11 protein-coding genes are annotated in these 18990 nt (G+C 69.6%); 5 read left to right on the top strand and 6 right to left on the bottom strand.

The genetic code is table 11. The annotated features are described in order from the left end of the window. Nucleotide 1: 1 nt before the first annotated feature. The 6 genes from LXT23_RS36850 to LXT23_RS36825 all read right to left on the bottom strand — a co-directional run bounded on the left by LXT23_RS36850 (nt 2) and on the right by LXT23_RS36825 (nt 12440). Nucleotides 2-964, bottom strand: coding sequence for a LysM peptidoglycan-binding domain-containing protein (locus LXT23_RS36850; protein WP_253985106.1), 963 nt, complete (start codon nt 962-964; stop codon nt 2-4). Continuing rightward, a complete protein-coding gene (locus tag LXT23_RS36845; RefSeq protein WP_253985105.1) occupies nt 961-2514 on the bottom strand; it encodes a hypothetical protein in 1554 nt (517 codons plus the stop codon). The genes LXT23_RS36850 and LXT23_RS36845 overlap by 4 nt, the downstream gene beginning before the upstream one ends. 32 nt (nt 2515-2546) lie before the next feature. Beyond that, nucleotides 2547-5024, bottom strand: a complete 2478-nt coding sequence (locus LXT23_RS36840; protein ID WP_253985104.1) for a hypothetical protein — start codon at nt 5022-5024, stop codon at nt 2547-2549. Beyond that, a complete protein-coding gene (locus LXT23_RS36835; protein ID WP_253985103.1) occupies nt 5024-9907 on the bottom strand; it encodes a hypothetical protein in 4884 nt (1627 codons plus the stop codon). Before LXT23_RS36835 ends, LXT23_RS36840 begins: the two co-directional genes overlap by 1 nt. 27 nt (nt 9908-9934) lie before the next feature. Next, nucleotides 9935-11179, bottom strand: a complete 1245-nt coding sequence (locus LXT23_RS36830; RefSeq protein ID WP_253985102.1) for an SH3 domain-containing protein — start codon at nt 11177-11179, stop codon at nt 9935-9937. Between the two features lie 235 nt (nt 11180-11414). Beyond that, nucleotides 11415-12440 (bottom strand): histone deacetylase family protein, encoded by a 1026-nt coding sequence (locus LXT23_RS36825; protein WP_253985101.1) that lies wholly within the window; start codon nt 12438-12440, stop codon nt 11415-11417. Between the two features lie 106 nt (nt 12441-12546). Between LXT23_RS36825 and LXT23_RS36820 the strand changes: the two genes are divergently transcribed. From LXT23_RS36820 to LXT23_RS36800, 5 genes are all read left to right on the top strand, one after another. Then, nucleotides 12547-14601 carry a methyl-accepting chemotaxis protein gene (locus LXT23_RS36820; RefSeq protein WP_253985100.1) on the top strand — a complete coding sequence of 685 codons (2055 nt, stop codon included), beginning with the start codon at nt 12547-12549 and terminating at the stop codon, nt 14599-14601. A 39-nt stretch (nt 14602-14640) separates the two neighbouring features. Then, nucleotides 14641-15924, top strand: coding sequence for an MFS transporter (locus LXT23_RS36815; protein ID WP_253985099.1), 1284 nt, complete (start codon nt 14641-14643; stop codon nt 15922-15924). A 133-nt stretch (nt 15925-16057) separates the two neighbouring features. Further along, nucleotides 16058-16633 (top strand): twin-arginine translocase TatA/TatE family subunit, encoded by a 576-nt coding sequence (locus LXT23_RS36810; RefSeq protein WP_253985098.1) that lies wholly within the window; start codon nt 16058-16060, stop codon nt 16631-16633. Between the two features lie 42 nt (nt 16634-16675). Continuing rightward, the gene (gene tatC, locus LXT23_RS36805) at nt 16676-17881 is read left to right on the top strand and encodes a twin-arginine translocase subunit TatC (RefSeq protein ID WP_253985097.1); all 1206 of its coding nucleotides are present in this window, start codon (nt 16676-16678) and stop codon (nt 17879-17881) included. Between the two features lie 14 nt (nt 17882-17895). Continuing rightward, nucleotides 17896-18987, top strand: a complete 1092-nt coding sequence (locus tag LXT23_RS36800; RefSeq protein WP_253985096.1) for a potassium channel family protein — start codon at nt 17896-17898, stop codon at nt 18985-18987. Nucleotides 18988-18990: the final 3 nt, after the last annotated feature.

Here is an 18990-nt window from a genome sequence, read left to right as displayed (position 1 = left end):
CTCAGGCCGAGAACAGGTAGCCGCGGGGCTCGTAGGCCTGCTTCACGCGCAGGGTGTGGTGGCGCTCCACCGCCAGCCGGCGCAGCGACAGTGGTTGCGGCACGAAGAGGATGCCGGGCGAGTCGCGGCGGGTGAACACGAACTTCCCGCCCTTGCGCACCGTGCAGCCCACGTCGAGGTAGAGGTGGCGCTGAATCTGCGCCGGCTCGGTGGTGCTCCAGTTGAACTGCCCCAGTGCGTCCACGGTCGTCTCGTACCGCTCGGCCACGCTCTCCAGCGTCTCTCCGTCCCGGACGCGGTGCTCGATGAGGCGCGCGAGGAAGCGCGGCTTCGAACCCGCGTCGCCCGCCTCCGCCTCCTCGTCGCGCGGCGGCGGCAGGCCCTCCACCTTCACCAGGGCCAGCGTCTCCGCCAGCGTCGCGCCTTCCAGGTCCGAGCTCACGGTGGCATGGCCCGGGGGAATGCCCTTCAGCTCGATGAGGCCGTCGGAGTCGGTGGTGGCCTGCTTCTCCGAGTCGTCGGAGAGCAGGATGCGCAGCTTGAGGCCGGCCACGGGCGCGCCGCTGACGTCGTCCAGGACCTGCACCTTCAGCCAGCGCGGCTCCTCCTGGGTGGGGGGAGGGGCCACGGCCAGCAGCGCCTCGGGGAAGGCGGGCGCCTGCGTGGAAAGGGGCAGGGGGGCTCGCGCCAGTCGCAGGCTCCCGAGTGAGAACAGCGCGGCGGCCTGCCGCGCGACCTGCTCCGTGGACAGCGGGCCGAACGACGCCAGGTGGCCATGCGCGTAGAGGACGTTGCGCAGCGTGCGCAGGTTGCCCTCATCCCGCGAGAGCTGGTGGAGGTGGCGCTCCAGCCACCACCCACGACCGGCGGAGACGTCCTCATGACCCTCGGGAAAGGGCTCATGCGCCTCGAGGATGAGGTACTCGCGGTGCCCGTCGCGGAGCCGGAAGCGCAGGAGGCTCATGGGTAGCTGCTCCCGTTCCAGCGGAACGTCTTGCGCCGGTCACACGCCAGGTCGTGCATCCCCTGGGTCATGCTCGGAAGGACGCCCAGGCTCTTGCAGCCGGACACATCGCCGACCTGCTTGCCTCCCAGGAAGACCTTGCACGACAGCGCGCTCCAGCGCTCCCATCCCGTGCACTCGATGCGCTCGTCCTGGCCGTCCCCGCTCAGGTCGTAGGCCAGCGTCTCCACCGTCTCGCCGGGGCTCGTCTCCCGCTCCTTCGCCAGCTTCCAGAGCTGCTCGGCGGTGAACTCGAACGAGACGTCCAGCAGGGGCGTCTCGCGCTCCTCGTGGAGCCGGGCCTTGTTGCCGCTCAGCACGAAGGTCTTCTGCCCCTCCTCGTCATCGAGGGTGAACGTCACCTTCCCGTCCGACGTGCCCACCCTCGGCGGGCCCATGCCGGAGCAGTAGGAGTTGGTCACCAGCGGCTTGCCGTTGGCGGCGACGGTGGCGAAGAGGTAGCAGGGCTCGCAGCAGTTCCCCACCGTGTAGACCTGCACCAGCGCGTCGTCGCGGCCGTCCTGGTTGAAGTCGTCGACGAGCAGAACCTCCAGCGCCTCGAAGGGCTGCAGGTCGGCCCGCTTCCCATCGCGGCCGGGCGGGAGGTTCTCTTCCAGGTCGATGGCGACCAGGCGGCTGTCGCCCTCCACGGCCTCCAGCCGCGAGCCCTTGAGCTGGCGCGAGAAGCTGTTGCGCTCCCCCCGGCCCACGGCCCAGCGCGGCTTCGAGGCCCCTTCCGGGGGCGGCAGTCCCAAGGCGCGCCGGATGACGGGTACGTCCAGGCTCTCGAACTCCTGGTCGTGGACGGCGTACTCGAAGCCGGAGGCGGCTTCCTTCCACGTCCCGAGCACGACGGAGAGGAAGTCCTTCCGGGCCCCGATGGCGAGGAAGTCCTGCCCCCGGCGCTCCAGTGTCCGGGCGGTGAACGGAGGCCCGGGCAGCGCCGCCTCGGCGAGGCAGGCGTCCTGCTTCGCCGGGTCCGCGCACTCCGCCGGGCGCCAGTCCAGCTCGTCACCGCTGTCGCGCTTCGACAACCGGTCGAACTGGAGCGCGAGGTAGTGCTTCTTGACCGCGGACAGGGCGGCCGCGTTCTCCGGTGCCATGCCGATGGCGCGCAGGGCGTGGTCCAGCCGCTCCACGGGCCGCAGGTCCGGCTTCTCCGCCGCGGCGAGCGCCTCTTCCACGCTCGGCTTGTCGGGGCCGACCCCCTTCGTGGGGATGTAGCCCTCCTTTCCCAGGCAGCTGACGTGGAGCGCGAGGGCGAACTGCTCCGGCTCCTTGAGCAGCGTGCAGGCCGTGCCCTGGGGAAGCTCCATCAGCACCTCGCTGTCGGAGGGCAGCTCCTTCCGGAGCTTCATCCCGGACACGAGCACGTAGCGGACCGGGCCCTTCACCGCGGGCGCTGCCGGAGCCTGGGCCCCGGCAGCGGGCTGCGGGGACGGTGCCTCTCGGGACTGTGTACAGGCCGCCAGCGACAGGGCCGCCACGACGGCCCGCCAGTCACAACGCATCGACTTCCCCCTCTTCCACGGCGGGCTCGCGCTCATTTCCGCAGGCCCTTGCCAACCTCGTAATGCGCCTGCACCTTGGCCGTAGCGTCCGCCTTGGTGATGTAGCCCTTCTTCTCCTTGTCCAGCCCGTCGTTCGCCTTGTACGCCTCCGTGCCGCCCGCGTAGCAGACGTACGTCTCGGGCTTGCCCATGGCCGCGGGACAGAGGATGGCCATGTAGACGTCGCTGAGTGTCTTGAGGGGCCCCCTGTTCCGCTTCTTGGCGCGGGCCATGTACTCGTGGACGTAGTCGAGCTGCTCGAGCTCGCTCATCGCCTTCAGCTCCGACAGCGTCTTGCCTAGGTCCTTCGCGGCAATCTTCGTGAACTGGATGAGCCCATACGCCTGGCGGCCCGCGCTGTTCTGCTTGTTCGCCTTGAAGGTCTCCCCCGTCTCGAAGGCCATGCAGGCCATGAGGTAGTCCGGGTTCATCTCCAGGTCGGCGCAGATGAGGAGGACCTTCTTCCGGAACTCATCCGGGACCAGCTGTCCGTAGAAGATGGTGCCCGCCGTCTCTCGCGGCGTGCCACCGAACTCCACGGTGATGGGCTTGACCTCCACGGTCAGCACCGTCTGCTCCTTGTTCAGCACGCACGCTTCGAGCCGGTATCTGCCGTGGGTCCCCAGCCGCTCCACCAGCTCCGGGTCCGTGATGCGCGCCACCAGCCGGCCCCGGGAGTCGCACTGTCCCCCCGCGCCCTTGGCCAGGTCGTATTGGAAGCGCACGCGCCGCAGCAGCACCGGCTCCGGGAAGTCCGCGAAGATTTCGTAGAGGCGGAAGCCCAGCGTGGCGCCGTTCTGCCCGTTGGGGATGTGGTTGGCGCGGCACCGCACCAGCAGGTGGGACGTGGCATCAGTGAGCTCCACGGTCTCCCGCTCGAGCTCGCCCAGCCGGGGGACGCAATCGTGTGGGATGGAGAAGGCGGGCGGCGCGGCGCACAGCTCCTTCCACAGCAGGGCGTCCGGCACGGTGACGGCACCGTGGACACTCACCTGCTTGCCGAAGATGCGCTTGTCGTTCAGGGCGATGAGCGCCTCGTGCAGGTGCGGGTTCTGGTCCGACGCCTTGGGGCTGAGGGAGACGAGCTCCGCGTTCGTGGCCGCGTCGCGCAGGGAGTAGGCGGGCTTCGCGTCCTTCCAGTACTGGGTGTCGCCCACCAGCTTGATGGCCACCAGCAGGTTGCCGTCGCGCACGCCGGCGGTGACGCGGCCGAAGTGGGGCGTTCGCGTCGGACGGACCTTCTGGTCCGCCAGCTCCTGGGACGCCACCGCGGTGGCCAGCTCCTTGGCGCCCTTCTTCGCCTTGTCCTGCTTCTTCTTCGGGGGTGGTTCGAGCCAGAGCTGGTCGTCGTCGAAGGGCAGGAACGCCGCCTCGTCATAGTCCATCACCGCGCTGACGGGGACGTACGCCTCGGTGCCCGTCAGCGTCCGGGGGATGCGCAGCAGGGCGAAGTAGTTGTCCGGCACCGGCCCCGGGGTGAAGAGCTGTGAGAAGTACTCGGCGGCCGACGCGACGGCCTCCGCGGGCCGCGTGAGCGGGTTCATCACCAACGAGCGGACCACCGCGTCCCGGTCATGGTGCGCGTGGCTCCACAGGGTCAGCTCCAGCGGCAGCGCGAAGTCGGGGTCGACGTTCTCCACCTTCGCCGTGGCCCGGCCAAAGCCCAGCTTGAAGCCCGCCAGCCTGGGCTTGGGGAACTTGATGGCCTGCGCCTTCTCCCAGACGACGTAGGCCACCTCGTCCCCGTCACTCTCCGGGATGACCTCGAGCCGCAGGTCGTAGGCGCACTCCGCCTGGGACGTGCTGAGCCAGGTCAGCAGGGGCGAGCCGTCGCTCTCCGCCGCGCAGCCCACGCGCCACTCCTTCGTCGAGGTGTCACCGGCGGGCCACTCGAAGATGGAGAAGGCCAGGGCCTCGTTCGTGAGGCCTGCCTGGAGGGCGCCGCCCGGGAAGGCGGACAGCCGGAGCGTCGCGTTGGCCACCTTGTCGCCGCGCCTGGGCGTGAGCTCGAGCTTCCTTCCCAGCAGGACGCCCTTGTCGTGGTGGGTGTCCGGGACGTCCAATGGGTGCTCATAGGGCACCACGCCGTTGACGGTGCAGCGGGCGGCGAAGGGGAAGTCCGGGAGGACGCCGAGCCGGACCTGCCCCTTGCCGAAGAGCCCGCACTCGTAGAGGTCGAACTCCACGTCGAGGCTGCAGCCCTTCTCGGTGCCCTGGAGGGGGACTCCGTCCAGGACCGCCTGATTCAGCTTGTCCTCCTTCGCGGCCGCGGGGCCGGCCAGGATGAACACGCGGCACTTCGTGTCCGCCGGCAGGTTCTTGTGGGTGCCCTTGAGCTGGAGCCGGTACTTGCGCCCCTTCAGCTCGTAGCTCGCGAGCGAGAGCTGCAGGGTGGTGGGGGCCACCGCCATCAGGTGGATGACGCCCTCCACCCCCGGCTCGAGCTTCAACTCCAGGCGCTCGGATGTCATCAGAGGTAACCGCCTTCACCCTTCCAGGGGATGTTCTGAAGCTCGGGCCACATTCCCTGGAAGGGCTCGTTCATCAGCGCGTCTTCCTCCATGCTCGGTGGATGGAGGGGGGCGGGAAGCTCCAGCGTGGCGTCGCGGGCCAGGGACTTGTCCGCCTTCGCCACCGGGACCACCCACACCGTGAACCGCTGCTCTCCCTTGAGCGCGACCTTGACGTCGGCCAGGTTCAGCTCCGCGCGGATGACGCCCTCTGCGTCCGTCAGGGCCACGCCGTCCTTGATGGAGGTCTTGTACACGAGGCTCTTCTTCTGGAGCGTCAGCGGCGGGGGGCGCTGCGTCTTCGCGTCCACGGGCGCGCTGGCGCTGGAGACCTCCAGCTTGAAGCCCTTGCCGGAGGGCAGCGCCTGGGTCCGGAAGATGACCGTCAGCATGAACGCGTCATCCGCCCTGGGCTGTGTCTCCAGCAGGGCGTCGGGCTGCATGTCGTAGCGCAGCTCCTCCGAGTCCGGAACGTCGACGCGCTCGCCCTTCAGGGGCGCGTCCTTCTTCGCCTTCGCGAGAACCGTCAGGACCTGGTTCTTCGCTTTCTCTTCCGTGAAGAGCAGCTTACGCACCACCCGGGGCGGGTCGGCGAGGATGGAGGACCTGGGATTCTTGTCGAGCTCCGCGATGCCCAGGTGGATGACGGGGGCGGTCGCCTTCCAGAAGGCCGTGGTGCCCCCCAGGAACGGCACGACGAACTGGACGCCGTCCGAGGTGAGCCGCACCTGCGGCCGCCCGAACATGGGGCGGTGCAGCACCTCCGCCACGCCCGTCGACCACAGCTCCAGGAAGCCCGCCTTCGACTCCCGCTTCAGCGCCTCTTCGTCCACGGCCTCGACGCCCTTGCCGAGCGACTCCGCAGACAGCAACCGGGAGTCCCACGTGAAGCCCCCGTTCGGGAAGAAGCAGCCAAAGCGCACGGCGAGCTGGTCTTCGTGGGTGAGCCCCTCGCGCAGTTTCTCGAAGGCCGCGCTCGCGTTGAAGTCCAGCGCCAGCTCTCCGGGGTGGCGGCTCTCCCGGGGCGGCTTCACCCGGATGAGGATGAGCCCCTTGCCCGCCTCCTCGGCGTCGTCAATCCAGCCGTCGTCCTTCGCCCGGGCCACCGCCGCGCGCAGCTTCTCCAGGCTCGAGCCCGTGAGCTGGAGGGACAGTCCGTCCTCGGCCAGGGCGGACAGCGTCACGACCTGGCGCGCGGAGTAGGCGCACTGGATGCGCTCCACCGCCTCGACCAGGTCATGGGCCAGCACGGGCTCGGCCTTGCCCTTCGCGGCGTCGACGTACGCCTGGTACGTGAAGTGCTGCGTGACATAGGTGCCGGCCTTCTTGACGCTGCCCTTGCGGAGGAAGCCGTCCACCACCGCGAAGCCGAGCTCCTCTTGGATCGCGGTGGTCTCGCGGGCGTAGACGGGGATGGCCAGGCCGGTGGGCTTGAAGAGGGCCGCGTCCGTGGGGACGGTGTCCGTCTGCTTGCCCTTCCAGGCCCGGACGAGCACCCAGCCCCGCAGCACCCGAGGACAGTTCTCCCGGAAGGCGACCCGCCAGGTGAAGGTCTCGTCCCCGCGGCCCACCGGGGCCTCGTCGGTGGTGGCGGACTGGGTGCCGTCCTCGCCCATGGGGGCCGCCGCCTTCATCAGGGAGGGGGTCAGGCCCGTGTGCTCCAGCGAGCCGATGGCGCGCGCTTCGCCTGCGTCGAGCACCCACGTGCCCCAGCCGGGCAGCTCCACGGGATGGGCGAACAGGCCGTCCTTGAACTTACCCCGGGCGAGCTCGAGCGTCTGCCCGCCGTGTTGCACGCGCACGGTGACTTCGTGGTCGCCGTACCCCCGCTGCACGGCGGTGGCGTAGACGAGCTCGCCCACGCGCTGGGGCTCATGCGCCTCCCTCGCGGGCAGCCAGCCAATCCCGACGACCTTCTGCTCCTCCTCGGAGTACCAGAGCGGGGCATCGAGGAACCGGATGAGGCCATGCCGCACCATCAGCATCAGCAGCCACGTGAAGGTGACGGGGTGCGGGTTGTCGACGAGCGAGTCCCTGGGCAGCTGCTCCGCGTCCGGCCCATCCACGAAGAGGCGCTTCTCGCCTCCTTCGGCGCCGCCTCCCCTGGGACCCAGGACGGCGGTCTCGTCGTGCGCCCACCAGCCGACGGCGTTCGCGTACTCCTGGATGAGCGCCTGGGCGTCTTGCTCCTTCGTGGCATCCAGGACGGAGCTGCCCAGGCGCAGCCGCTTGCGCGCCTTCAGGTGCGCCCGCACCTGCTTGACGATGTTCTCCGGGTACCACTCGTTGAGGTGCCGGAGGACGACGTTGCGCCAGCGGACTCCCGCCAGGTTGCGGAAGTGCTGGACGTCCTGCTTCAGCTTGTCGCCGTCACCGCTACCCCCGGGCTGGACGTGGAAGCTGCCCAAGGCCTTCGGCTCGACGAAGACCTTCCGGGCGCGGGCGGGAACGTGGATGCGGACGCTGGGCTTGCGCCCGTCCCAGCGCACCTCCTGGGGCGGGAGGTCGGACGGCTCGAAGGTGAACCGCAGCTCGTAGCTGCCCGCGGTCAGGATGCTCTTGTAGTTCTCGATGACGACGTCGACGGGGTAGCTGGGCTGGGCCGTCGGGGCGTCGTCCGAGGCGGTGAACGGCAGCGCCTGCGCGGACTCCAGCAGTTGCTGGAGCGTCTGCTGGCTGTAGGTCTGCCGGAAGTCATCGAGGAGGTCCTGCTGGCCCGGCGCCGCCTGCCTGGACAGGCGCGCGAGCGCCAGCAGGCCGTCGAGCTCCGCCTCTTCGCTGCCGCCCCCCTCGCGGACCACGGGCGGGTCGAAGAAGTTGTTCGGGTTCTTCTCCTCGAACAGCTTGAAGAACGGCTTGCCGTCCTCGGAGAGCCCGAGCGCCTCCTCCGCGAAGGAGAGGAACTGCTGGAGCTGGTCCGGGGCGCTGGGGGCGAGCACCTCCCAGTGGAGGAAGCCGTCACCGCGCGCGCTGCTCCGCTCGTCCAGGTAGCCGAGCACCTCGCCCGCGCGCACCTTGAGATAGGGGTGGCACAGCGTGACGACCTTGCCTCCGACGAGCGCCTCGTGCAGCTCCGTCAGGTCCCGGTCCGGCTTCTTGAGGACGCCTCGGACCAGACCCTCGCTGCCATCGCCCAGGTCGAACAGCTCGGGCTTGCCGAGCCCTGCTCCCAGCACCTGCCAGCCTCCGCCCAGCCGGGGGATGAGCTTCGGCGTCTCCTCCGTGGGAGCGGCCATCCCCTGCGAGCCCTGGAGCCAGCGCACCTGCTGGAAGGCCGGGTGCCGGGGGTCGACCACCGTCAGACTGCCGTCACGGCGCGCCAGCATGTTGAGCCAGCCCACGCCCTCATACGTGTCCACCCGGCTCCAGTCCGGGGGCGCCAGGTGCATGTAGAGGCTGTAGAAGGTGAAGCGCCGGAGTTGCTGCCCACCCTGGCTCCCTTCCTCTCCCGGTGCCTTGCGGGGCCGCTCCTCCACGTCGTGCCGGACGAGGATGAAGGAGTTGTGGTTGCCCGCGAACTCCCTGGACAGCTCGTTCTTCTCCAGTCCTGCCTTCGCCGCGTCCTTGAGCCCGGGCTCGGGGAGGGCGTTCGCCAGGCGGACGGCCACGACGTACCCGGGCGCCAGGCAGCGCACCTGTCGGTTCGGCGCGGGTGAGGCGTCAGCGGCGGCCTGGGCGGGCTTGAAGCTCGCGAGCTCCAGGTGGACACCCGAGTGGAGGTTGCGCTGGCTTCCCAGCGGGAAGAGCCCCACGCCCGCCTGCTCCGAGCACACGTAGCAGTTGGCCGGACGCAGGCGCTCCCGGTGCGTGTCCATGGGGAAGCCTACGGCCTTCGCCACGTTGCTGAAGAGGAACCCGTCGGGCACGGTCGTCGGCTTGAGGGAGTAGATGAACGTCCCTCCCTTCTTCTCGTCGCCGTCCCAGTAGTCCATGTACAGGTCGTCTTTGACGACGCTGTGCGTGTTCGCCTCGAAGAGCTTCCGGGCCCGGATGAACACCAGCGAGGCCTGGGCGGTGTGCCAATCCCCGCGGATGATGCGGATGATGTCGTGCTCGCCGCGGAGTTTGCCCTGGAGGAACGCCTCCTCGTCGGTTCCTCCCCCGGGGTTGAGCGCGGTGTAGATGTTCGGCTTCCTGCCGGGCTGGTGCACCTTGTCGTTGTTCGTGGAGGGGTCGGCCACCACGAGCCACAGGTGTCGGCCCGTGTCGTCCGCAATCCACGCGTACCCGCACACCACGATGAGGTGGATGGGGGCCGCCTCCCGCATGGAGAACCCGGAGTAGAAGATGACCGGGTTGTTGGCGTTGAGGGCCTCCAGCATCAGCGAGAGCTTCGCGGGGATGAGCGCGGGGGTGCTGGCGAGCAGGGCCGCCTCGTCTCTTCGAGAGGGCTTCAGATAGGGCAGCAGTTTGCTGGGCGAGAACCCCAGGACATGCGACGCGTTCAGCTTTTCCGTCGCGGAGAAGTCGGGTGGTGGCACAACCACCGCGAGTTCGAGCTGCTCGGAAAGGTCGGAGACCCAGGCCCCTTCCAGTGCCTTGTGCGGAGAGTCCGTGGGCACCTTGTGGAATGCGCGCTGCCCGCCCGGGTAGCGCAGGTCCACGTAGTGTCCCTGCCCCGCGTCCCAGTGCGTGATGAGCTTCGACTCGAAGTCGGGGCCCTGCACCACCTGGTAGTAGTTGAACACCATGGAGCAGGCGGTGCGCCCGCACCAGTCCTCGGGGCCGCCGGTGTAGTGCTGGCCCAGCAGTGGGACCTTGAGGATGTGGTACTCGTCCAGGGCCGACAGCAGCTGTGGGGAGAGTGGATACTTCCAGTTCGGCCAGTAGCGCTTGAGCGTCATCGTGGAGCCTTGAAGCGCGTCCAGCCATCAGGGACACGGGTAGTAGTGCTTGCGGGCGTAGCGCCGGAGGTTGCTGGTGAACAGCTCGTCACCCAGAGTGGCGATGTCCTTGCCGCCCGTTGGTGGCTTGAAGAGGAGCTGTTTCGTGCTCTTCGGAGACGGGAGTTGCTCGACCAGCGTCAGTCGCAGGCCTTCCTCCGCCTTTTCCACGGCTGAAAGCCAGCCCCAGCCCTCCTTGGGAAAGGAGACCCGCCACCTGCCGTGGGCGTCCCCCTTGAAAGTAAGGAGGAGCGGCTTCTTCTCGGGGCAGTCCCACAGCATGTCGAAGGGAGGGCCCTCGCCGAACCCCCGAGGCTTCAAGGCGGGCTCCAGCCACGCCCACTCGTGAGGAATGGAGTTCAGGAGGGCCTGGGAGGTTTCATCCAGGACGAACTGGCCCAGTGGTATCGAACCCGGGTCTTCGCTGCAGGGCGCGTACGTGCCACAGATGGTGAAGAGGGCCTTCTGCAGCACATCCGTGGGCGTGAAGCTCTCCTCTGCGAGCACCGTGTAGGTCACCAGGACGGTCTCCGGAAACTCCGGGTAGGGGCTCGTGGTGTACGTCCCGCGGAAGACCTTGACGTGCTCACGGTTCCCGAGGGCCACGACGAACAGGTGATCCCTGCCCGCGCCGTCCGCTCCGATGCCTTGGATGAGTTTGGCGATATCTAGCTTGATGCAGGAAACCTCGGACATGAGGTGGCAGCGAATCGTGAAGGTCCGCTCCTTCGCGGGCTTCTTGTCCGCGGCGGCCAGCTCCAGCTGGCGTTTGTAGAAAAGCTCTCCCAGGAATTTCCGCAGCGCGATGTCTCTGGGCTCAAGGGTGGAGGCCCGGAGTGCGCTCTCCAGCCGCTGCTCCAGCGGGAGCCGGGTGTCCTTGACCTCGGCCAGATATGGCTCCACCGAGGGCTTCTGCGGCCCCATCAGTGAGGCCGACACGTAGCCCGGCTTGCCGCCGCAGCACACCTGGAACCACTCACCCTGCGCGGGCCCCTTCTGGCGACACGCGGTGCCGATGGGCAGCTTCTCCACCACCTCCGCCTGGGCCGAGGGCTCCTTGCGCAGGTTGAGCGATGAGCCGAGCACGTAGAGCAGGGGCTCCGTGCCGGCATCCGCCGCCAGGGCGACTCCCGCGTCGCCGGGCTTCGCGACACCGGCATCCGCGGGCTGCCCGGCACCACCATCGGCCGCGGCCGTCGTCGCGAGCAGGAGACTCAGGAGCAGGGAGGGCATGCGAGGTTCCATGGGCCGTGGGACTCTGTCTGTTCGAAAACCCAGTCAGGGTGACATGCCCCTCAGATGCCTGTCCATGCGCGCCCGGAGTGGACGCGGGGCTCCGCTCACACTTCCAAGACTCGCGGCACTGCCGGGAATTCACCGAGCATTTTGACTCAGTAGTGGGGTGTGGGCACCCCGGCCGGTGGTGACACTCTGGGCCACGGATGACGGAGCAATGCGCGCTGCCTGCCTACAGCATGGACCAGTACGGCCGCAGCGCCTCGCGGCTGGCGGTGAGCGCCTGCTTCGCGTCCGCGTGCGTGGGGCCGGTGGGGAAGCCGTCCCTGCGTCCGGCGAGCACCTCCACGCAGGCGTGCACGGACTGGGAGAGCCCCTCCAGCGAGTAGCCTCCCTCCAGCAGCAGCACCAGCCGGCCATCACAGACGCGCTCGGCCAGGGACTTCATCGCCGAGCACATGGCGGCGAAGCCGCGCTCGGTGAGGTCCATGCCGCCAATCGGGTCATGCTGGTGCGGGTCGAAGCCCGCGGACACCAGCACCAGCTGCGGCCGGTACGCCTCGGCCACCGGCAGCAGCAGCTCCTCGAAAATCATGCCGTAGTCGGCGTCCGAGTTGCCGCCGGGCAGGCCCACGTTGAGCGTGTAGCCCTCGCCCGCGCCCACGCCCACCTCGGGCGCGGCGCCGGTGCCCGGGTAGTAGGGGTACTGGTGGATGGACTGGTACATCACGTCGCGCCGCCCGTAGAACGCCGCCTGCGTGCCGTTGCCGTGGTGCACGTCCCAGTCGAGCACCAGGACGCGCTCGGCGCCCAGCTTGCGCCCGGCCTCGGCGGCGACGGCCACGTTGTTGAACAGGCAGAAGCCCATGGCGCGGCCGGGCTCGGCGTGGTGCCCCGGCGGGCGCACCAGCGCGAAGGCATTGCGCGCGTGGCCGGCCATGACGGCCTCCACGGCCTGCACGGAGGCCCCCGCTGCCAGGCGCGCCGCGTCCACGCTGTCCGGCGACACCTTCGTGTCCGGGTCTATCCGCGCCTCGTGCCCGCTCAGGCGCCCCAGGTAGGCGAGCAGCTCAGGGGTGTGCACCGAGGCCAGCTCCTCGCGCGTGGCCGAGCGGGGCGACGCCATCACCGTGCCCTGGACGGGGGTACTGGCCAGCACCCCCAGCACGCGCTGGAGCCGCGCAGGGGACTCCGGGTGGCCCTCTCCGGGGTCGTGCTGGAGGAAGAGGGGGTCGGTGAGCAGGAGCGTAGCGGTCATCACTTAGAACCTTACGCATCCATACGGATGGAAGTCAGGTCCCTGGAGGGCCGGCCGGGTCTCGGTCCTTGCCCTGCCGGTGATTCCCTCCCTACAGTGCCCCGGCTTGGCTCAACGCTTCAAGAAACCCGGCCTGCGAAGCCTGCTGCTCGGCTCCTTCGCCCTGGTCCTCGCCCTCATCCTCGGGACGCTCTACTTCGTCATCCCGTCGCGGGTCGAGGACCACCTGGCGACGCGCCTGATGACCCATGGCGAGGACAAGGCGCAGCAGATTGCCAGCGTGCTGGCCGCTCAGCCCGAGGCGGATCTGGCGAAGACCCTGGAGAGCGTGCTCGCCGGGGACGACGACTTCGACGTGCTCGCCCTTCTCTCCGCTGACGGCCGGGTGGTGGCCACCCACCCCTCGCCGCCCCCTGGCTGGTTCCTGCCGGAGCTGGCGAAGGCCCGCTCGGAAGGAAAGTCGCTGGAGGAGCTGCGCTTCGAGAACGGCGACAAGCTCGCCACCAGCGAGGTGTCGCTGCGGGAGAGCGGGGAGGGGCAGGCGCTGGTGGTGGTGGACTTCTCCACCATGGACACGTTCGTCAGCGAGCTGCGCCAGCTGGTGCTGCTGGCGTTCGGCATCGGCCTGGCGCTCTTCCTGGTGGTGGCCTTCTTCATCTCCCGCGCGTTCATCCTCGTGCCGCTGGACGCGATGATGACCATGGCGCGCCGGCTGGCGGAGGCGGACCTCACCGGCCGGGTGGAGGTGGGGACGCGGGACGAGCTGGGCCTCTTGGCCGAGGCGCTCAACCGCATTGCCCAGAGCTGGCGCGACACGCTGGGCCGGGTGCGCGGCGTGTCGGACGTGGTGGCCGGCGTCGTCGAGCAGATCCACCGCACCGGCACCACCGTGTCCACCGGCGCCTCCACCGTGCAGGCCCGCGTGGAGGAGACGTCCTCCTCCATGGTGGAGATGATGGCCTCGCTGCGCGGCATCGCGGAGAATGTCGAGGTCCTCTACCAGAGCGCCGAGGAGAGCAGCTCCTCCATCATGGAGATGGCCGCCACCAACGACGAGGTGGCGGAGAACGTCCAGGCCATGGCCGCCAGCGTGGAGGAGACCACCAGCGCCATCGAAGAGATGACGTTCTCCATCAAGGAGGTGGCCAAGAACATCCAGGAGCTGTCCGCCTCCACGGAGGAGACGTCCTCGGCCATCAGCCAGATGGACGCCGCCATCGGCCAGGTGGAGGCCAACGCCAAGGAGACGGCGCGGCTGTCCGAGCAGGTCTTCGAGGACGCGCAGACGGGTGTGGAGTCCCTGCGCAAGACGCTGTCCGGCATCGACCGCATCAAGGACACCAGCCGCACGGCCGCGGGCGTCATCGACAGCCTGGGGCGGCGCATCTCCGAGATTGGCAACATCCTCAACGTCATCGACGACGTGGCGGAGCAGACCAACCTCCTGGCGCTCAACGCCGCCATCATCGCCGCGCAGGCGGGCGAGCACGGCAAGGGCTTCGCGGTGGTGGCCGAGGAGATCAAGGACCTGGCCGAGCGCACCGGCGCGTCCACGAAGGAAATCGCCGAGCTCATCCGCAGCATCCAGGAGGAGAGCCGCAACGCCGTGGTGGTGATGAACCAGGGCGTGCGCAACGTGGAGGAGGGCGTGCAGCTGGGCCGCGAGGCGGAAGGGGCGCTGCGTAAAATCAACGACAGCACCCAGAAGTCCACGCAGATGGTGAAGGCCATTGCCCGCGCCACCGTGGAGCAGGCACGCGGCAGCAAGCAGGTGACGGCCTCCATCCACCGCATCAGCGAGACGGTGTCGCAGATCTCCAAGGCCTCCAACGAGCAGGCCAAGGGCGGCGAGCAGATCATGAAGAGCGCGGAGAAGATGAAGGCGCTCACCGCCCACGTGCAGCGCAGCAGCCAGGAGCAGGCGCACGGCAGCAAGCAGATCACCCGCTCCATCGAGAGCATCAACGAGATGGTGACGCACCTGAACCGCGCCCAGAAGGAGCAGACCAAGGGCAGCGAGCAGGTGCTCAAGGCGGTGGAGACCATCAAGGGCGTGTCGGAGCACCAGACGCGCTCGGTGCGCCAGCTGGAGGAGGCCATCGACAACCTCCAGCGGCAGGCGGAAATCCTGCGCGCCGAGGTGCGCCGCTTCCGGGTGTAGGGGGCGCGCAGGGCGGGAATGGCTCAGGAGAGGCGGCACATGGCGACGGGCAGACAGGTCTCCGAGCGCGCGGTGGTGTTCCTCATCGGCGCGGTCCAGTTCGTCAACATCCTGGACTTCGTGATGGTGATGCCGCTGGGCCCGGACTTCGCGAAGGGGCTGGGCATCGCCGCCTCGCACATCGGGACCATCGGCGGCGCCTACACGGCGGCGGCGAGCGTGGCGGGGCTGGCGGGCGGCTACTTCCTGGACCGCTATGACAGGCGCAAGGCGCTGGCGGTGTCCATGCTGGGGCTGGTGGTGGCCACCGCGGCGGGCGGCCTGGCCACGGGGCTCACCACGCTGCTGCTGGCGCGCGTGGCGGCGGGCATCTTCGGCGGGCCGGCCACGTCGCTGTCGCTGTCCATCATCGCGGACCTGGTGCCGGTGGAGCGGCGCGGGCGGGCGCTGGGCGCGGTGATGGGGGCCTTCTCCGTGGCGTCCATCCTCGGCGTGCCCCTGGCGCTGGCGATGGCGGAGTGGGGCGGCTGGCGGATGCCCTTCTTCGTGGTGGCGGGGCTGGGGCTCCTGGTGGCGGCCGGCGCCATCTTCCTGCTGCCCCCGGTGCGCGGGCACCTGGAGCAGGCGCACCCGGCGGCGCGCAAGGTCGGCGTGCTGGAGCTGCTGGGCCGCACGGACGTGCAGCTGTCGTATCTGATGACGGCGGTGGTGATGATGGCGAGCTTCGTCATCATCCCCAACATCTCCGCCTACGTGCAGCAGAACCTGGGCTATCCGCGCGAGAGCCTGAAGCTCGCGTACTTCGTGGGCGGGCTGGTGAGCTTCGCCACGCTGCGGGTGGCGGGCCCCATGGTGGACCGGCACGGCGCCTTCGTGGTGGGCACGGTGGGCTCGGTGCTGGCCGTGGTGTCCACGGACGTGGGCTTCGTGCACTACCCGCGCTGGCTGCCGGTGCCGGTGCTCTTCATGGCCTTCATGCTGGCCATGGGCATGCGCAACGTCGCCTACAACACGCTCACCTCGCGCGTGCCGGACAACCCGGTCCGCGCGCGCTTCATGTCCCTGCAGTCCGCCATCCAGCACATGGCCGCCGCCGTGGGCGCCTTCGTCAGCGTGAAGCTGCTGACCGACCTGCCGGACGGCACGCTGGGCGGCATGCCCTGGGTGGCGGGGGTCTCCATGGGCCTGACGCTGCTGGTGCCCCCCATGCTGTGGGTGGTGGAGCGGCGGGTGCGCTCCCGGGAGCGGGCGCGCGCCCTGGCGGTGCCCCCCGCCCAGGGGATGGCCGTCCCCCTGTCCCCGGAGGCCCACCCCCACCAGTAGCAGGGCCGCCCGTCCCCCTGGCTGCCTGGCGCCCTCCCACGGTAGCGGGCGGACGTCCGGACGAGACGAGCGGTTGCGCCCGCCGGCCCCAGGCGCGATAACCCAGGCTGCCTTCCGGGGAGCGCGTCAGGACATGTTCAACATCGGCGCAGGCGAAATGATGCTCATCCTGGTGGCCGCGCTGCTCATCCTCGGGCCGACGCGGCTGCCCGAGCTGGCGCGCGGCCTCGGGAAGTTCATGCGCGAGTTCCGCCGCCAGACGGACGAGGTCCGCAACGTGGTGGAGCGCGAGTTCTACACCATGGACCAGGACATCTCGCGCGAGCCCACGGCTCCGCCCGTCCGTCCAGGTACGCCATTCGCCTACAGCCCCTCCTCGCCCCTGGTCCCGCCGGAAGGGCCCGCGCTCCCCGCGCCGGGCTCACCCATGCTGGGGGCTCCGGAAGGCCTCGCCCCGGGCACCCCGGATGCGCTCGCGGTGGCTCCCGAGGCCGGCGCGCTCGCCGCGCTTCCCGAGCCCGGCGCGCAGGCTCCGGCTTCCGGGACGCAGGTGCTGGAGATGGACCTGAACGGCCCCCGGGAGCTGGAGGCCTCGGCGCTCCATGCGCCCGCGGAGGCCTCGGCCGCGGCCGAGCCGGTGGTGCCTACCCCTGACACGCCGGTGCCCGTGCCCGGCACGGTGGCGCGCAACGCGTCCAAACGGAGCTGAGCCCTGAGTCCCCCGCCTGTCGCCCCTGAACCCGAGATGCGGATGAGCCTGGCGGAGCACCTCACGGAGCTCCGCTCGCGCCTGTTCCGGTGCACCATCGCGGTGCTGGTGCTGGGCACCGTGTCGCTGCTCTTCGCCAAGCCCATCTTCGGCGTGCTGATGCGCCCGGTGCTGGACGCGCTGCCCGAGGGCAACCGCGCCCTCATCTACACGTCCGGCATCGAGGAGCTGAACGTCCTCATGAAGGTGGGCGTGTACTGCGGCATCTTCCTCACCACGCCCGTCATCCTGATGCAGATCTGGGGCTTCGTGTCGCCCGGGCTGTATCCGGAGGAGCGCCGCTACGCCGCGCCCTTCGTGGCGTTCGGCTCCATCGCGTTCCTGCTGGGCGCGGCCTTCTGCTACTTCGCGGTGCTGCCCTCCATGTTCAAGTTCCTCCTCAACGAGGAGGAGACGCTGGCGCTGGAGCAGCGGCTGGACACGGCCCGGCTGCGCGCGGACGACGCCCTGCGCTTCCTGCGCGTGGGTGACGCCGAGCGGGCGGGCCTGCTGGCCAGGGAGACGAGCACCAGCCTCCGCGCGGAAGGAGAGGGCCAGGCCCCGGCGCCGGAGCGGGCGCCCTCGGCCTCGGTGGAGCTCAAGTCCCGGATGGACGGGCTGGGCAAGCTGCTGGACGCGGCGGCGGACGGCTACGGCGTGGCCGAGCGGAACGTGCTGCGGCAGGCGGTGGAGAAGCGGGTGGAGGCGGTGACGGCGTATGCCCGCCAGGACTACGTGGCCGCGTCGGCGGCCATGGACGCGGCGGCGAGCCTGCTGGCGGGCGTGGCGCCCACGCGCACGGAGGAGCTGGCGGGGCTGTGGAAGCTGGAGAAGGAGCTGGCGGCGGCGAACGCGCTGCATGAGGCGGCGCGCTGGACGCGGCCCATGCTGACCATGCACGAGCAGCTGTCGCTGGTGCTGCTGCTCATCCTGGCCTTCGGCATCATCTTCGAGCTGCCGCTGGTGATGGCGCTGCTGGGCGTGGTGGGCGTGGTGCAGTCGAGGTGGCTCTTCAAGTACCAGCGCCACGCCTTCGTGGTGTGCCTCATCGCCGCGGCCATCATCACCCCCACCGGAGACGTGGTGAACCTGTCGCTGATGGCCGGCCCCATGCTGCTCTGCTACGAGCTGGGCGTGTTGCTGGTGTGGCTGGTGGAGCGGCGGCGGGCGCGCAACGCGGCGGAAACCGGCATCACCCCGGCGTCCTGAGCCGCGGAGGCGTCATGGTGGACACCCGCAGGAACCTCCGGGCCAACCTGCTCTACCTGCGGGCCCTCGTGCGGCGCTTCCGCACGACGCTGGTGATGTCGGCGGGGCTGTTCCTGCTGGGGCCGCTGCTGTTCCACTGGCGCTACGTGGGGCCGGACGGGACGGGCATCTCCTTCGGTGAGGGGCTGCACCACGTCTACTTCCTGCTCTACGGCCAGCCGTCGCTGCCGTACGTGCACGACTGGCTCATCGAGCTGCTCAACGTGGTGATTCCGCCGGTGGGCATCGCCCTGGTGGTGGATGGCGTGGTGCGCTTCGCCTACCTCTTCTTCGCCCGGCACAAGAACGACAAGGAGTGGATAGAGGTGGTCACCGAGACGATGAAGGGCCACGTCGTGGTGTGCGGGGCGGGCCGGGTGGGCTACCGCGTCGTCGCGCAGCTGCGGGAGATGGGCCGGGACGTGGTGGTGGTGGAGAAGCGCGAGGACGCCGCCTTCGTCTCCGCGCTGCGGGACGAGCAGGTGCCGCTGCTCATCGACGACACGCGCAGCCCGCTGTGCCTGCCGCGCACCAACGTGAAGCAGGCCTCCGCCATCGTCTGCGCCACGGACGACGACCTGGCCAACCTCAACATCGCCCTGGATGCGCGCAGGCTCAACCCGGACATCCGGGTGGTCATCCGCCTGTTCGACGACGACCTGAGCGGCAAGGTGCGCGACACGTTCAAGGCGGAGGCGCTCTCCAGCTCGTCGCTGGCGGCCCCGGCCATGGCGCTGGCGGCGATGGACCCGCGCATCATCCACTCCTTCCACCTGGGCAAGCACCTGATGGTGGTGTCCCAGTTCGAGGCGCGCGAGGGACTGCCGGGGCTGAACATCTCCAGCGTGCGCGACAGGTTCGGCGCGCTGACGCTGTCCCTGGTGCGGGGCAGCAACGAGAAGCTCCACCCGAGCGGCGATGACGTCATCCAGGCGGGGGACTTGCTGATGCTCCAGGCGTCGTACCCGGAGTACCGCCGGCTGCGCGCCTTCACCTGCGAGTCGGAGCCCCCCACCTGGTCCCACCACGAGCCGCCGACGGTGCCAGGGCAGCGCAAGGTGGGCTGAGTC

Origin of the sequence: Pyxidicoccus xibeiensis, assembly GCF_024198175.1 — a bacterium.
Taxonomy (GTDB): Bacteria; Myxococcota; Myxococcia; order Myxococcales; family Myxococcaceae; genus Myxococcus; species Myxococcus xibeiensis.
The sequence above is the reverse complement of the archived record's forward strand: the minus strand, read 5'-3'. Positions and strand labels throughout refer to the sequence as shown.

Coding starts and splice junctions, on each gene's coding strand:
- LXT23_RS36825 (WP_253985101.1), bottom strand. CDS start 12,440: ATGACCGCTACGCTCCTGCTCACCGACCCCCTCTTCCTCCAGCACGAC.
- LXT23_RS36810 (WP_253985098.1), top strand. CDS start 16,058: ATGTTCAACATCGGCGCAGGCGAAATGATGCTCATCCTGGTGGCCGCG.
- LXT23_RS36815 (WP_253985099.1), top strand. CDS start 14,641: ATGGCGACGGGCAGACAGGTCTCCGAGCGCGCGGTGGTGTTCCTCATC.
- LXT23_RS36850 (WP_253985106.1), bottom strand. CDS start 964: ATGAGCCTCCTGCGCTTCCGGCTCCGCGACGGGCACCGCGAGTACCTC.
- LXT23_RS36830 (WP_253985102.1), bottom strand. CDS start 11,179: ATGCCCTCCCTGCTCCTGAGTCTCCTGCTCGCGACGACGGCCGCGGCC.
- LXT23_RS36840 (WP_253985104.1), bottom strand. CDS start 5,024: ATGACATCCGAGCGCCTGGAGTTGAAGCTCGAGCCGGGGGTGGAGGGC.
- tatC (WP_253985097.1), top strand. CDS start 16,676: ATGAGCCTGGCGGAGCACCTCACGGAGCTCCGCTCGCGCCTGTTCCGG.
- LXT23_RS36845 (WP_253985105.1), bottom strand. CDS start 2,514: ATGCGTTGTGACTGGCGGGCCGTCGTGGCGGCCCTGTCGCTGGCGGCC.
- LXT23_RS36800 (WP_253985096.1), top strand. CDS start 17,896: ATGGTGGACACCCGCAGGAACCTCCGGGCCAACCTGCTCTACCTGCGG.
- LXT23_RS36835 (WP_253985103.1), bottom strand. CDS start 9,907: ATGACGCTCAAGCGCTACTGGCCGAACTGGAAGTATCCACTCTCCCCA.